Raw genomic sequence first — 14,912 nt, 5'->3', positions numbered from 1 at the left:
ATCTCCCCTTTTGCAGGAGCTTCCCGGAGCCATCAGGTTCCGGAAGCTCCTGCAGTTTTTTCACGCAAAAAGGCGGGAACCCTCTATGTTTCTCCGGGTTCCCGCCTTTTTTCTTTTCGCTTTATTCTGTTTTCGGCAACCGCACCTCTACGACGGCTCCGTAATTTTCATCCATATTGGAGCACGTAATGCTCGCCCGTTCGCCGTACATCAGCGCCAGGCGGCGTTTTATATTGGAGATGCCGACATGGTGACGGCCGTGGTAGATGATAGGCGTGTCGTTTTCGATTGCATCCAGTGCCTCTTTCGAAAATCCGTTTCCGGTGTCGGAAATACAGATATAGAGGTACTCACCGTCCTCGTACGTTTCATTTGTCAGATACAGGGAAATCTCGCTCTTCCGGTCCAGGGATACACCGTGTACTACGGAGTTTTCCACCAGTGTCTGTAGCAGAAGAGACGGAACCTTCCATTCTCCGATATCACCATCCGTCGTTGCTTCAAAGGAAAAGGCTTCTTCTCCGTACCGCAGCTTCTGGATGCGGATATATGCCTCAATGTGTTCCAGCTCTTCCTCCACATCGCGCTGCTTCTTGGAATCCTGGAAAATGTAGCGCATATAGTCGGACAGCACCGTTGTGATCTCAACGATCTCGCCTTCGTTATTCTTATCCGCAATGCCATGGATCAGGCTCAGGCAGTTCAGGAAAAAATGCGGCTTGATCTGTTCCTGCGTGTATTCCAGCTCGGCTTTCTGTTCGGCAAGCTCTTTTTCGTAGATTGCAATTTTCAATCCCTGTATTTTCCGCAGCAGTTCCTTGAATTTGCCGCTCACAGACTCCAGCTCTAACAGATTGTTGCTTCCATCGTCATTCAGACTCTGTTCTTTTTCCAGCTCCTCCAGTTTTTGTCCGAATTTTTCCAGCGGTTCCAGAATCCGGTGGTAATATGCTGTAATTTCCAGTGCGCAGACAATCAGAAGAACCGCGATCAGGACGACGAATGCAATCTGCATAATCAGTACATTCTCAAGAATACCTCCTCCCGGAAGAACCATAAGATTGATTTTTCCGACCGTGCCAAGCTGGTAGGAATAGACCGTCGCATTTTTCTCCTTTTTCTTTCCCGCTTTGGAAAAATCGATAATCTCATTCTTATATTTTTCCGATGTGTCTGCCTGCGTCATCACGCGCCCTCTGGCATCTACCATAAACGGAATGACATCATACTCCTCTGTTTTGGCGCGGATGGTCCGGAAAATCAGATTCAGATTGATGACGCAGCCGATAACTTTTTTGTTTTTCGCGTACCAGCCGACAATATAGTCGTCGTCGCCAAACGTAATCACGGTCCATTGTGTGCTGATCGAATCCTTGGATGTCATAATCTGCAGATAGGACATCAGCATCTGATTCAGCGTTGTCATTCCCTTACTCTCGGTAAACATAGTTCCGCTGTCCGTAATCAGAACATTGGCTTTCTGGCCGTAGACAAAGAAGGTCTGTATCTCATGGTAACGGATCTTCAGCACGCGGTTTCGCTCCCGCAGCGTCTGCTCCATTTCATAATACTGAGCATCTGTCGATGTTATCTGATCCGGGATTTCTTTGATGTTGCTGTCAGAATCCAGCAGATAGATCAGTTCACTGTTGATCTGCGACATATCACGGTTGATCTGATCGACATAGAGCTTTGCCGTATCGGCAATGTATTTATCTGCCAGCTTGCGGTTTTCCCAAACGCCCCAGAGCAGGCAGACAACAAGCCCCATCAGGACCAGAAAAACCGGAGTTCCAAGCCGCAGGGACGTATCCTTCATACTGCGTATTCGAACGCTATGCAGCATCCTTCGTTTTCCTTTCTGCCAGAAATTCATAAGCGCATCCACCCCTCCTTTTTTCTTTCTGCAGAGCGACTGCCGGACGCCGCACCTTACCGCGCAGCTCCGGCAGTCATTTTACACTCACGGAATATATTTGCAGCTATGTTCTTTGTAACACAGTCCATTATATCACATTTTTTTGCTTTGTCCATGCAGAGTCCGTGTTTCACATGGCAAGAACAGGATTCTTTGTTACCGTTCGCCTGCTACCGGTGAGCGGTAACATTCTCTTATTCAGAAAAAATGTTCAGCAGATGTTCTGTATCTGCTCCTTCCCTTACGAATACCGGAATGATATCCATCGGTGCAGCAACCGTTACGTTCTGTCCTCCCTCATACTTTTCTCCGGTCCATGCGTTAAACCATGCCGTTCCATCCGGGAGATAAACCTCGCGCTCCGTTATGTGATCCTCCATCACAGGTGCAACATAGAGATCCGGTCCAAACAGATAAGCGTCCTCCACATTCCAGCTTTCCTGATCGGCCGGGAAATCATAGAAAACAGGCCGCATCACCGGGGTTCCGTCCTCATGTGCTTTCTTCATCTGTACCCGGATATAATCTCTCAGGCGCTCACGCAGGAAAATGTATTTCTTTGAAATCTCATATGCCTCATCGCTAAAGCTCCAGATCTCATTGTCACTGCCGGATCCGATCTGTTCTGCACCGTAGCCCTCCTGTGGGTTGCGGTTTCCGTGCAGACGCATGACAGGGCAGAAGCATCCGTACTCAAACCAGCGGATGTACAGACGATGGAAATCCGGGTCATCGGTTCTTGCGCCGTGGAAGCCGCCGATATCAGTGGTCCACCACGGAATACCGGCAACCGCCATGTTAAGACCTGCCTGTACCTGACGTTGGAAGCACTCGAAGGTACTTACAATATCGCCAGACCATACGAGTGCACCATATTTCGCGCTGCCTGCCCAGGCAGAACGGATCAGGCTGATCGGCATGGTATCGCCTTCTGCCGTCATGCCGTCATAGAACGCTTTCAGATAATATTTCGGATAAATATTTCCGACCTCCTGTACGCTTCCGAGCTGATAACGGTAGTTCTTGAAATCATAAACGCTGTATTCCGGCTCTGCCACATCCAGCCAGAAGAGCTTGGCACCCTGATCATAATAATTTTTCTTGATCTTCTCCCAGACATATGTTCTTGCATCCGGGTTAGTCGCATCGAAGAAAACTTCATTTCCGCCGCAGAGCATCGTCAGCGGTACACCGTGCTCCGTGCGAACCAGATAGCCCTTCTCTTTCATCTCCTCGAAGTTTTCGGAATAAATGTCAACGGTCGGCCATACCGACACAACAACCTGAATTCCCATCTCCTTTAATTCGCGGCACATGCCCGGCACATCCGGCCAGTATTTCGGATCAAATTTGAACTCGCCCTGCTTCGTCCAGTGGAAGAAATCGACGACAATCACATCAAGCGGTACGCCAAGCTCTTTGTATTTTCTTGCTACAGACAAGAGCTGCTCCTGGTTCCAGTAGCGGAGCTTGCACTGCCAGAAGCCCATACCGTACTCCGGCATCATCGGCGGTTTTCCGGTCAGCGTCATATAATTCTCCTCGATCTCGGCAGGCGTATCACCTGCAATCACAAGATAATCGATTTCTTTCCCGGATTCTGTTACCCATTCCGTTCCATTATTCGCAAACATCACCTGTCCGACGCCCGGATTGTTCCATAAGAAGCCGTAGCCGATACTGGAAAGATAAAACGGAACACTGACCTGTGAGTTTCTCTGTGCCAGCTCCAGCATACAGCCCTTCAGATCCAGCTCATGCTGCTGATACTGTCCCATTCCGAAGATTTTCTCACCTTTTCTTGCTACAAACCGCGTTACAATACGGAAATTATCCCCGACGCCGTTGCTGTACTCGCGTCCCATGATGTTGAGCGGCATGCTTTCCTCATCGCGCAGACGGCGGAAATGCTCCTTTAACAGAACTCTTCCATCCTCATGATAGAACGTAATGACGCTGCCGGAATCGATCACTGCATGAAGCTTTCCATTTGTGATTTTTCCGTAGGAAGTATCCGTTCCCTCGTACATATTGGCAAAGGCTCCGCCTTTTGCTGATGGATCCTCAAAGATTTCAACCTCTCCCGCATGCGCGTCCTTTGCTTCCAGCGCCCAGTCGCGGCCGGTAAAGCTTCGATTTTTTGTCGCGCGCACACGCAGTGCATCTTTTCCCCACGCTTCGATGCAGACGGTCTCGCCATCGTAAGAATAAATTAACTTACCCTCTTTTTCCCAAAACATGTAAAAATCCTCCTTTTTTCAAAAACGGCAGGTCATTTCTGGCCTGCCGTTTCTCCTGCTGTTTTGCACCTCAGACATTGACCCGCCGGATCAACGCCTGCTTCTTACAGGTAATATTTTTTCTGTTTATTTTGCCAGATTTTCTTTGTATGCATTGTAAGCATCTGTCTGAATCTGGAGGAACTCATCAATACCCATAGCTTTCAGCTGATCGATGTAGGAATCCCATTCATCATCGATGCCGCCGTCTACTACCCAGTGAGCATACTGTGCTTCTACGTATTTGTAGATATCGGTTCCGATTGCCGTGATTCTGGAAAGGTCTTCGTCGGTATACTGAACCATCGGGAATCCGCAGTTTTTCTCAGTATCAACGTATTTCTCATTGATTGCATCATCGGCCAGTTTGACACCGTCGCCCTGATCCTCAGGAAGAGAAACTTTGTCATAGAAATCCTCGTTCATGTATTTCGGACCGAAATCACGTAAGGAGTTGGACCATGCAGAGGTATCCAGAGAAGATCCATCGCTTGGTACATCTACATTGTAGGTTCCGTCGCCATTGTCTGTGATCTGGCTTCCAACGGAACCATAGAAGGTCTGTAACGATGCAAGATCGGTGTAAAATTCATCTGCCCACTTCAGCAGGGTGTCAGGATCTTTACAGTCTTTGGAGATCATGAGCTCACGGTCGGAGATATCAAGGTAATTGGTTGCTGCTTCTACGTAGTGGTTTCCATCGTAGCCTTCTACTGCCTCAAGAGTCTTAAACTGATTTACGTTCGGACCAACCTGAGCGTCTGCAGTCCATCCAAAGATAAGACCTACCTGAGAACCGCCATCAGCCTGCTGTTTTGCTGTCTGCATGGAGCCATCCTGTGTGAAGTACTCTGGGTCAACAACGCCCTCTTCCCATAACTGACGCATCCATTTTACTGCTTCTTTGTAATTTTCTTCCATCGGCATGAAGACCGGTTTTCCTTCGCCATTCAGTCCCATGTAGTTTCCGTCACGGCTTACCATGGTTCCGAACGGGGAAAGGATGTGGCGCAGATCACCGCTTAACAGTCCGCTGCTTGCTGCATTTGTGATACCGATCTCATTGGTTGGATCGCCATCGCCGTCAGCATCTTCTGTCGCAAATTTAACAAGAACCTCTTCCAGTTCTTTATAGGTCTTCGGAGTTTCCAGTCCTAAGTTATCCAGCCATTCCTGGTTGATGCACATAACATCGCCGCAAACCTTCGGACGAAGCGGAAGCTTCTTCGGTAAGCTGTAGATTCTTCCGTCACGGCCGGTGCAGACTGCTTTCAGTTCCGGATCAGCCTCAAAGGCTGCTTTCAGGTTTGGCATATCTTTTTCGATCAGATCTGTCAGATCCAGGAATGCCGATTTGTTCTGTGCCATATCTGCCTGTGTTAAGCAGATAGATCCAAGGAATGCATCCGGGAGGTCTCCGGAAGCCAGCAGCAGAGATTTCTGCTCGGACCAGTCACTGTTGTAATAAACCTGCCAGTCGATGTTGATATTCATCTTGTCCTCGATTTCCTTCATGACGCCTTCATGCAGGAAATCGGTCGGCCAGGTATCGGTCCATCTTACCGTTGCAATTTTGTAGGTTGGGCGGTCACTGGTATCTGTCGTGTCACTGGCAGAAGATTCTGTCTTGGCAGAACTTGCTGCAGTGCTTCCACTCTTACTTTCCGTTCCTCCATTACTTCCACATCCTGCAAGCAGTCCGGCTGCCATTGCGGCCGAAAGAGCAACGCTCCAGGCCATTTTTGTTTTCTTTCGCATCATCATCTCTCCTTTATGATTTTTTATTTGCAATACTTCTCTCCTGTCCGCAGGATCAGCCTTTTAGTGATCCGAGCATAACACCCTGATTGAAGTATTTCTGCACTAACGGGTACATACACATGATCGGCGCGGAGGAAACCACGATGATCGCGTATTTGATGAGGTCGGCCATCTGCTTTGCCTCAACGGCTGCAGCGCCGGTACTCATGGCACTCATGGTCTGATTGCCGACCAGAATGCTTCGAAGGACAATCTGCAGCGGCTGCAGACTTTCGCTTCGGATATAAATCAATGCATTAAAGTAGGAGTTCCACTGTCCTACTGCTGCCCACAGGGCGATAACAGCGATAACGGCTTTGGAAAGTGGAAGGACAATCTTGAAGAAGAAGCCAAGATATCCGCATCCATCGAGCTGCGCCGCCTCCCAGAGATCCTCCGGGATACTGTTATTAAAGAATGTTCGTCCTACGATGATATAATACGTTACAACGGAGAACGGAACAACCATAACCCAGAAGGTATCCAGCAGATGAAATCTCTGTACTGCCAGGTAGGTCGGGATCAGACCACCGGTGAAGAACATCGGGATCAGATAAAATGCCGTGAAGAATTTTCTTCCATATAAATGCTTTCTGGAAAGCGCGTAGGAAGCCGGAATATTGACAACGAGTGTCACAAGCGTTCCCATAATTACGTAAGCAATCGTATTCCGGTAGCCGGTCCACAGCTTTGCGTAGCTCGCCAGCTGCTTATACCCTTTGAAGTTAACTCCTTTTGGAAGGAACATAATCTGTCCGTTGGATACGGCTGCCGGATCACTGAACGATGCAATGACGATGAAGTACATCGGATACAGGGTAATGATGATCAGAAGCACGCCGATCGTATACAGGATGATATCGAAAATCCAGTCTTCTCTGGATTTTTTTACTCTATTTGTTGATACTGCTTTTGCTTTACTCATATCTTTGCTCTCCATTCCTATGTAGGCTCAAAATTCTGTCAGATCAGTGAGGTATCACTCATTTTACTGGAAATGAAGTTGACTGCCAGAAGAAGAACCAGGTTGATAATGTTGTTAAACAGGCCAATTGCAGCGGAAAGGCTGTACTGGCTGCTCACAAGACCCATCTTATACACATAGGTGGAAATGATCTCACTTGAGGTACTGTTCAGTGTATTCTGCAGCAGGTAAACCTTCTCAAATCCAACGCTCATGACGCTTCCCATTCTCATGATAAACATGATGGTTGCCGTCGGCAGCAGAGCCGGAACATCGATGTGGATCATTTTATGCCATTTGTTGGCACCGTCCATTGTTGCCGCTTCATACAGGGTCGGGTCTACAGAGGAAAGTGTTGCGATATAGAGGATACTGTCCCATCCTACATGCTGCCATGCCTCAGACCATACATAAATGTGCGGGAATGCTTTTGCGCTTCCCATCAGGTTCGGGAGCTTGAATCCAAGCAGTCCGACCAGCTTTGCGATAATACCTGTACTCGGGGAGAGGAACAGGATCAACATTCCGGCCATAACAACGGTAGAGATGAAGTGCGGCAGGTAGGTTGATACCTGGAAGAACTTTTTAAACTTCTGTGCCTTCATCTGGTTAACCAGCAGTCCCATGATAACCGGAAGCGGGAATGTTACCGCGATGGTGTAAAGACTGATGATGATTGTGTTTTTGATGGTCAGACCGAACTGATAGGAGTTAAAGTACTGTTTGAAGTATTTCAGTCCAGCCCAGCTGCTTCCCATAATTCCATCCGCAGGTGTAAAGTTTTTAAATGCAATCACAATTCCGTACATCGGATAGTACGTAAACAGTGCAAAAATGATGATGGAAGGAAGCATCAGTAAGTATAATGGCCTGCTTCTTCTCACTCCCTCTACAAATCCTATAGAGCTCTTCTTTTTGGTTTTACTATGGTTGGCGCTCACATATCATCCCTTCTTTCCTTTAAATTTTTCGTAACTGTTCAGAGTCCCATCTCGATTTTTCTTCCATTTCGCATGGCTCTGAAACAGTTACCATTTTTCTTTTTCATGCTCTCGTTTCAACCGATGAACATATTATACAAAAAAGATGGGTGTTTTTCTATCATTTTCCGGCAGTCTGTATATTAAAAAAGAGATGTCTTTTCACATCTCTTTTTTAAGCAGAACGTTTTTTTGTTATTGACATCGTTTTTTTGTTATTTTTGTCTGCTCCGGTACTCATTTGGTGTACATCCGACCAGCTCCCGGAACGTTTTACTGAAATAAGAAAAATTTCCATAGCCGACTTCCATCGCAATTTTGCTGATCGGAAGTGAGGAACTGCGTAAATACTCCTTGGCCCGCTCAATGCGCCGCTCGGCAATATAATTCGGAAGCGACATTCCCGTTGTTTTCATAAAAATTTTGGAAACGTAGTCCTCTGAGAGGAACACTTTTCCTGCAAGCACGGATCTTGAAAGATCCTCGTTCAGATTCTGTTCGATATAGTCTTTTAGCTGCTCCACCACATTGTCACTGCGGGATTCGTTCTTTTTCTGACCTTCCAGCACATCAAACAGATAATCGATGAACGCATGGGCACCTACCACAGAGAGAACCGCCTCTCTCCGTTTCGTTTCATACTCTTCACTGTCAAAAATCTGTCCGAAAACGATATTGCTTTCTTTTAAATAAACATATATATTCTGTATCATTTCTTCAAAAAAACGACTTGTGAAATCTTTTCGCAGACCGCCGCTTTTCTCACGCTTTCTCAGATATTCCTGCAGCTTTTCCCGCACAGCTGCAAGGGAATCGGATCGCTCCATCTCAGCCAGATACGTTTTCCACGGCACTTCCTGATAATCACGCTCTACGAAAGACCAGCGTGTCTCATACAGAATCCCTGTTTCATCCGGCACTACATACTTTTCCATCTCTTCGAGCTGATCGCGGCTCTTTGAAATCTCATCCAGTACCGCCGGTTTTCCCATGTACATGCAGAATCTTGCCGGAAACGCGCCCGCCAGACAGGTCCGCAGTCCTGCCAGTTCCTCCTGCGTTCCCATCGCACTTCCGTGATTTCGCAACACAACTGCCCATTCCAGATCACTGACATGTACCACGGTTTCCAGTTGCATTTCTGTTGTTTCCACATATTCCGTCAGAACATTTGTAATCACAAAATTATATAAGCTGATCTCTTTTTTATAATGTTCCTTATCCGGAATTTCCAGTACCCGCAGCAGAATCAGACGGAAGGTCTCATCCGGAGTACAATATCCGCTCTTTTTTGCCCTTTCAATCCAATACTCCTCCTGCAGACACTGAACCAGAAGATCCTCCCAGAATTGCTTTTCATTCTCTCCTTTTTTCTCCTGTTTCTTCTGTTTTTGATGTTTTTCCTGCACAATCCCGACAATTCTGCGCAGCGCTGTTTCCAGATCCGCATTGGAAATCGGTTTTAACAGATATTCCCTTGATGACAGCTTCAGCGCCATCTGCGCATACTCGAAATTTGCATAGCTGCTCAGGAAGGTACATTCGATATCCAGCTTTTTGTACCGGATCCATTCCAGAAGCTCCAGCCCGTTCCCCTGCGGCATATCAATGTCACACAGCAGCATTTCAATCGGATACTCTTCCAGCAGCTTCTGCGCCTGGCGGATGTTGTTTGCCGTAAATACCATATCAATTCCAATTCCGCTCCAGTTGACGGTTTCTTCCAGCTTTTCCACCAGAAGCTTATCATCATCTACAATCAGAATACTAATTCCCATAGGTAAGCCCCCAATATATTTTTCTTCTTTTTCCTACAGAAAAAAAGCCAGCCGACAGACTCTTATTTTTCTGTCAGCTGGCCTGTTTAAAAACCATTATAACCTGTTTATTCTTTTCCGTCAAAGCAATAGGTACACATTTTGCATTTCGGCAGTCCGATCGACTCTACCAGATCGTCCAGACGGTGATACCTGAGGCTGGTGAAATTCTGACGGCGGCAGATTTCCTGACACATGGACTCGTAGCGGTCACTCTTCGGATCTGCATACTCTTCCAGTACTTTCTCTGCGTTTTCTCCCTCTTTTTCCAGAATAATCCGTCTGGTGATCAGATCCAGCTCGGATTTGGAGCGAGAGAAATTCAGGAATTTGCAGCCATACAACAGCGGCGGGCACGCCGGGCGGACATGAACTTCTTTTGCACCGCTCTGATATAAAAATTCCGTTGTCTCACGGAGCTGCGTACCGCGCACGATGGAGTCGTCGATCAGCAGCAGTTTTTTCTGATCGATCAGTGCCTGCACCGGGATCAGCTTCATTCGGGCAATCAGATTTCTCTGTTCCTGATTTGTCGGCATAAAGGAGCGTGGCCAGGTCGGGGTATATTTGATGAATGGTCTTGCAAACGGAACTTTGGACTCATTCGCATAGCCGATTGCATGGGCAATTCCGGAATCCGGCACGCCTGCAATGAGATCCGGGTGGACATTGCTTCCCGCATCACGTTTGGCAAGCATGGCACCGCAGTGATACCGCATCTCCTCGACATTAATTCCCTCGTAGGACGCAGTCGGGTAACCATAGTAAACCCATAGGAAGGAACAGATCTTCATCTCTTCCTGTGGCGGCACGAGCATCTCGACGCTCTCCGGTGTAATAAAGTCAATCTCACCCGGTCCGAGTTCATGGTAATCCGTGTAACCCAGGTTCAGATATGCAAAATTTTCAAAGGATGCGCAGTACGCTCCCTCTTTCTTTCCAATAACAAGCGGGGTGCGGCCTTTTTTATCGCGCGCAGCGTAGATACCGTCTTTTGTCAGCAGCAGCAACGTCATGGAACCGTCTACAACATCCTGCAGATGGCGGATGCCCTCCGGAATCGTCTTTTCACTGCAGATCAGAGATGCCGCAAGCTCGGTTGCATTGATCTGACCGGTGCTCATCTCCTGGAAATGGGTGCGGCCGTTGCCGTAAACCTCTTTTAAAAGCTGATCCATGTTGTTAATTTTTCCAACCGTGGTAATCGCAAAGCTTCCAAGGTGTGACTGGATCAAAAGCGGCTGCGGTTCATAGTCGGAAATGCAGCCAATGCCGAGGTTTCCCTCCATTTCTTCCACATCACGCTCAAATTTTGTACGGAACGGTGAATTTTCAATGTTGTGGATAGCACGTGAAAAGCCATTTGCTCCGTATGTCGCCATACCGCCTCTTCTTGTTCCGAGATGTGAGTGATAGTCTACTCCATAAAACAGTTCCAGTGTACAGTCTTTTCTTGATGCAACTCCAAAAAAGCCTCCCATTTGTCGTTTACCTCTCTTTTGTATTTTTTCTCCCTTATCATACGAAACGCATATGCAATTCGGGCGGTTGCCCTGTTTCCACAGTTTTTCTTTACACATACGCTCTGTCCTGTTATAGTGTAACACGATTTTTCCCGGATTGTAAAGTTTTTCTAATAAATTAGATTACAAAAATAACTTACATTAATAAATCATTTTCTGGCTGTTTTCACAAATTTTCCCGGATATGATCGATAAACTTCGTCGCAGCAAGGCTGAATGGCTGTTCCCTTTTCCAGGTAAACACACTGCGGCAGATGATCGGCGGATCTAAGAATCGTCCGACAATCTCTTCTTCCTTCCATAGCTCGGAAACGCCCTGCACCGTAATCAGATAACCGAGTCCCTTCCGAACCATTTTTGCTCCATTTGTCGGCATATTACAGGTAAATCGGATGTTCAGCTTCTGATAATATGCTCCGAACCAGTTGGTAATTTCATTTTGCACATCCTGTCTTCTTGGCAGAATCAGCGGAAGATCTTTTAAATCTTCCGGATGTACGACTTCTTTTTGTGCCAGCGGATCATCCGGACGCATCAGCACCTGCTGCCGCTCCCCTTCTTTCAGACGCACAAACTCATATTTTCCCACATCAACCGGCTCCAGAAGCAGTGCAACATCCATCAGACCACGATCCATCTGCTCCTTCAATACATCTGCGGTTCCCGTCACCAGATCGAACGTCACGTTCGGATATTTTTGGCTGAAAGTTTCGATCAGATCTGCCAGAACATTCACAGACCTTGTCTCTCCGCATCCGATTGTCACACGTCCGTCGATCAGTGCTTCCTGCTCTGCCAGTTCTTTTTCTGTCTTATCAATCAGCCCGATAATTTCTTCTGCCCTGCGGCGCAGCAGGACCCCCGCATCTGTCAGCCGGATTCTCCTAGTTCCCCGTTCAAACAGGATTACCCCCAGTTCTTCTTCCATCTGGGACAGCTGACGGCTTAGGGTTGGCTGCGTGATATGCAGGACCTCTGCCGCACGGCTGATGTTTTCTTCCCGTGCTACGGCAAGAAAATAGCGAAGTACTCTTGTTTCCATATGTCTCCCTCTCGTTTTATTTGTTTCGTTTTTTATTTCTTTCCTGAAGCATATTTGAAAAAGGCTTTTTGCAAACTGCAGAAATGTTTTTCAAACACGCTTTGCTTTTGGGAAAGAATTTTCTTTCTTCTACTATATCGCTTTTTTTGTTTTCTGAAAAGAAAGTATTGATTCTTTTTTTCAAGTATGATACCTTGAAATTATTGCGTACAGAGGTTCTGCGTTAAACTTAACGAAAATTTTCTGTACCTGCTTGCTATCTGCAGAAATCCGAAATAAGCATATCTTTTCTTTTTTCTGATTTCTTACGATGATTTTTTTATTAGGAGGGTTTTACTATGGTTTCACTTTTGCTGCCTGTCATTTATCTGGCATTCATCAGTCTTGGACTGCCGGATTCTCTGCTCGGCTCTGCGTGGCCGGTCATGTACCAGGAACTGGGAACTTCCGTTTCCGCAGCCGGTATCATTTCCATGATTATCTCTGCCGGAACAATTGTTTCCAGTCTGAACAGTGACCGGCTGAACACACGGTTTGGCACCGGAAAGGTCACCGCTGTCAGTGTTCTGACAACCGCTGTGGCACTGTTTGGTTTTTCCATCAGCCATTCTTTCTGGGCCCTGTGCCTCTGGGGAATTCCCTACGGTCTCGGCGCCGGAAGCGTCGATGCCGCTTTGAATAACTACGTTGCGCTTCATTATAAGGCGCGCCATATGAGCTGGCTGCACTGCATGTGGGGTGTTGGCTGCAGTACCGGCCCTGTTGTGATGAGCTGGGCAATCAGTCACCTGAACTGGAACAAAGGATATCTTATCATTTCCATTTTCCAGATTGTGCTGACATTGGTTTTGTTCTTAAGCCTTCCTCTTTGGCAGAAACCTGCCGGAGCTGCCGAAGAGGATACCTCTGTTCCGGCGGAGCGGAGTTTTTCCAGTCTGATCCGTGTTCCTGGTGTCAAAGAGGTGCTGATCTGCTTTTTCTGTTATTGTGCAGTGGAATCTACTGCTGGCATGTGGGCTGCAAGTTACTGTACGCTGTTCCGCGGTATTGATGCACAGCGTGCCGCAAGCTGGGCCAGCCTGTTTTACATTGGTATTACCATCGGACGTTTTATCTGCGGTTTCGTTACCATGAAGCTGAACGATCAGAATATGATTCGTCTGGGACAGTTTTTCATCGCCGTTGGTGCGGTTCTGATGCTGCTGCCGTTTGGCGATTCCCTTCTTTTTATCGGCCTGATCCTGATCGGACTTGGCTGTGCGCCGATTTATCCTTCCATCATTCATGAGACACCGGCAAACTTCGGTGCCGACTTAAGCCAGGGAATCATCGGCATCCAGATGGCCTTTGCTTACGTCGGAACCTGCCTGATGCCGCCGGTTTTCGGTGTTCTCGGCCAGCATATTTCCTTCGGACTGTATCCGGTATTCCTGATGGCCATTTTGATTCTGATGGTTGTAATGGCAGAGCGGATGCACCGCGTAACGGCGGAAAAGAGAAATTCTTATAAAGCCAACTATTAATCCAATTATTCTGCAGCAGAATGGTCCCCTTGGATCAAACTCTGATATACTTTTTGTAAATTTCGGAAATTTTTTCAAGCACGCTCCGCTTCAAACTCTTTCACCACATCCTCCAGCAGGTTTCTGATCTGCAGGTGCTGCAGACATACTTTCTCACATTTTCCGCATTTCACGCAGTCTGATGCCTTTCTGCCCGGTGCAGTATATACAAGATTGTGATAAGAAATACTGATACATCACGCCAATTTTCCTGTTTCATTCCTCAATCATGCCAAAGACATCTTCAATCTCGCCCATATACAGATAATGGAGATCGCCATCTTTATATAAAGTATCGCGCGTAAATTCCGGCAGATCTTCTTTCTCCATTCTGACCGCATAGATTTTTTTGCAGACAAAGGTCAGCTCTGCCTCTTCAAATCCAACCGCATTTCCCAGCATCTTCGGTGTCAGACTGGTCAGACTGATCTTATCCGGCACATCATTTCCCGATTTTGATCCCAGGATTCCAAGATCCTTCCGATATTTCTCTGGAAAAAAGCAGACCGTAAACTCGTCTTCCTTCTGCAGAATCTGATGCGTCCGGCGGCTTTCCCGGATAAATACGGTAATGATCTGCTTTCCTTTCTTTGGCGGTCCCCAGATCGTCCCCATCGTACCCCATCCGATCGTCATCGTATTATACTCCCTTGGCGTACCCGCAGTACACAAACCCCAGCGGTCATCAAAAATAGAAAACACATCATACTTTGCGGTTTTAAAATTCTCCATCGTAATGTTCATACTACATTCCCCTTTCGCTGATTTGCTTTGTTATCCTTAGCATACCGTACGGTAGTAACTACCGGGCAAGAACTTTTTTTCGAAGCCTTGAATTTTTATAAAAACAGGGAATTTTTTTATTTTAGAAATAAGAATTGTATGTTATACTAATGAACGTTGCCACTCCCAGACAGGCAGAGAAGGGAGGGTTGACAGTGCAAGAACTAAGTTAGCAACCACCAGTTCAACTGGTGGTTTATTATTAGCCCTCCAAAGGGCTATTGTTACTGCTCGCCCCAAAGGG

Annotated in this window: 10 protein-coding genes; 1 reads left to right on the top strand and 9 read right to left on the bottom strand. The window is 47.0% G+C overall.

The window, feature by feature from the left end; genetic code table 11:
* Window positions 1-121: 121 nt before the first annotated feature.
* The 8 genes from I2G42_RS03275 to I2G42_RS03240 form a co-directional block, all read right to left on the bottom strand.
* Window positions 122-1,876 (bottom strand): sensor histidine kinase, encoded by a 1,755-nt coding sequence (locus tag I2G42_RS03275; protein WP_195530738.1) that lies wholly within the window; start codon window positions 1,874-1,876, stop codon window positions 122-124.
* 236 nt (window positions 1,877-2,112) lie between these two features.
* On the bottom strand, window positions 2,113-4,158 hold the full coding sequence (locus I2G42_RS03270) for a glycoside hydrolase family 31 protein (protein WP_195530737.1): 2,046 nt from the start codon (window positions 4,156-4,158) through the stop codon (window positions 2,113-2,115).
* Window positions 4,159-4,284: 126 nt separating this feature from the next.
* Window positions 4,285-5,955, bottom strand: a complete 1,671-nt coding sequence (locus tag I2G42_RS03265; protein WP_195530736.1) for a type 2 periplasmic-binding domain-containing protein — start codon at window positions 5,953-5,955, stop codon at window positions 4,285-4,287.
* 55 nt (window positions 5,956-6,010) lie between these two features.
* Window positions 6,011-6,922, bottom strand: a complete 912-nt coding sequence (locus I2G42_RS03260; protein WP_195530735.1) for a carbohydrate ABC transporter permease — start codon at window positions 6,920-6,922, stop codon at window positions 6,011-6,013.
* 38 nt (window positions 6,923-6,960) lie between these two features.
* Complete coding sequence (locus tag I2G42_RS03255; RefSeq protein WP_238061236.1) at window positions 6,961-7,845, bottom strand: ABC transporter permease; 885 nt, start codon at window positions 7,843-7,845, stop codon at window positions 6,961-6,963.
* Window positions 7,846-8,156: 311 nt separating this feature from the next.
* Entirely contained in the window at window positions 8,157-9,719 is a 1,563-nt protein-coding gene (locus tag I2G42_RS03250; protein WP_195530734.1) for a response regulator transcription factor, read from the bottom strand.
* A gap of 107 nt (window positions 9,720-9,826) precedes the next feature.
* Window positions 9,827-11,239 carry an amidophosphoribosyltransferase gene (locus I2G42_RS03245; protein WP_055220597.1) on the bottom strand — a complete coding sequence of 471 codons (1,413 nt, stop codon included), beginning with the start codon at window positions 11,237-11,239 and terminating at the stop codon, window positions 9,827-9,829.
* A 208-nt stretch (window positions 11,240-11,447) separates the two neighbouring features.
* A complete protein-coding gene (locus tag I2G42_RS03240; RefSeq protein WP_055227986.1) occupies window positions 11,448-12,323 on the bottom strand; it encodes a LysR family transcriptional regulator in 876 nt (291 codons plus the stop codon).
* A gap of 338 nt (window positions 12,324-12,661) precedes the next feature.
* Here I2G42_RS03240 and I2G42_RS03235 point away from each other — a divergent pair, with 338 nt between their 5' ends.
* A complete protein-coding gene (locus tag I2G42_RS03235) occupies window positions 12,662-13,846 on the top strand; it encodes an MFS transporter (protein ID WP_055227985.1) in 1,185 nt (394 codons plus the stop codon).
* A 255-nt stretch (window positions 13,847-14,101) separates the two neighbouring features.
* Here I2G42_RS03235 and I2G42_RS03225 read toward each other — a convergent pair whose 3' ends face one another.
* Window positions 14,102-14,629 (bottom strand): flavin reductase, encoded by a 528-nt coding sequence (locus I2G42_RS03225; RefSeq protein WP_117509337.1) that lies wholly within the window; start codon window positions 14,627-14,629, stop codon window positions 14,102-14,104.
* Between the last annotated feature and the right edge of the window lie 283 nt (window positions 14,630-14,912).

This window comes from Fusicatenibacter saccharivorans, assembly GCF_015557635.1.
GTDB classification, from domain to species: domain Bacteria; phylum Bacillota; class Clostridia; order Lachnospirales; family Lachnospiraceae; genus Fusicatenibacter; species Fusicatenibacter saccharivorans.
Note: the sequence above shows the minus strand (reverse complement) of the source record. Positions and strands in the feature narration are given on the sequence as shown.

Excerpts from the sequence above, each read along its gene's own strand:
- I2G42_RS03250 (WP_195530734.1), bottom strand. The coding sequence starts at position 9,719 with ATGGGAATTAGTATTCTGATTGTAGATGATGATAAGCTTCTGGTGGAA.
- I2G42_RS03265 (WP_195530736.1), bottom strand. The coding sequence starts at position 5,955 with ATGCGAAAGAAAACAAAAATGGCCTGGAGCGTTGCTCTTTCGGCCGCA.
- I2G42_RS03225 (WP_117509337.1), bottom strand. The coding sequence starts at position 14,629 with ATGAACATTACGATGGAGAATTTTAAAACCGCAAAGTATGATGTGTTT.
- I2G42_RS03245 (WP_055220597.1), bottom strand. The coding sequence starts at position 11,239 with ATGGGAGGCTTTTTTGGAGTTGCATCAAGAAAAGACTGTACACTGGAA.
- I2G42_RS03260 (WP_195530735.1), bottom strand. The coding sequence starts at position 6,922 with ATGAGTAAAGCAAAAGCAGTATCAACAAATAGAGTAAAAAAATCCAGA.
- I2G42_RS03275 (WP_195530738.1), bottom strand. The coding sequence starts at position 1,876 with ATGAATTTCTGGCAGAAAGGAAAACGAAGGATGCTGCATAGCGTTCGA.
- I2G42_RS03270 (WP_195530737.1), bottom strand. The coding sequence starts at position 4,158 with ATGTTTTGGGAAAAAGAGGGTAAGTTAATTTATTCTTACGATGGCGAG.
- I2G42_RS03235 (WP_055227985.1), top strand. The coding sequence starts at position 12,662 with ATGGTTTCACTTTTGCTGCCTGTCATTTATCTGGCATTCATCAGTCTT.
- I2G42_RS03240 (WP_055227986.1), bottom strand. The coding sequence starts at position 12,323 with ATGGAAACAAGAGTACTTCGCTATTTTCTTGCCGTAGCACGGGAAGAA.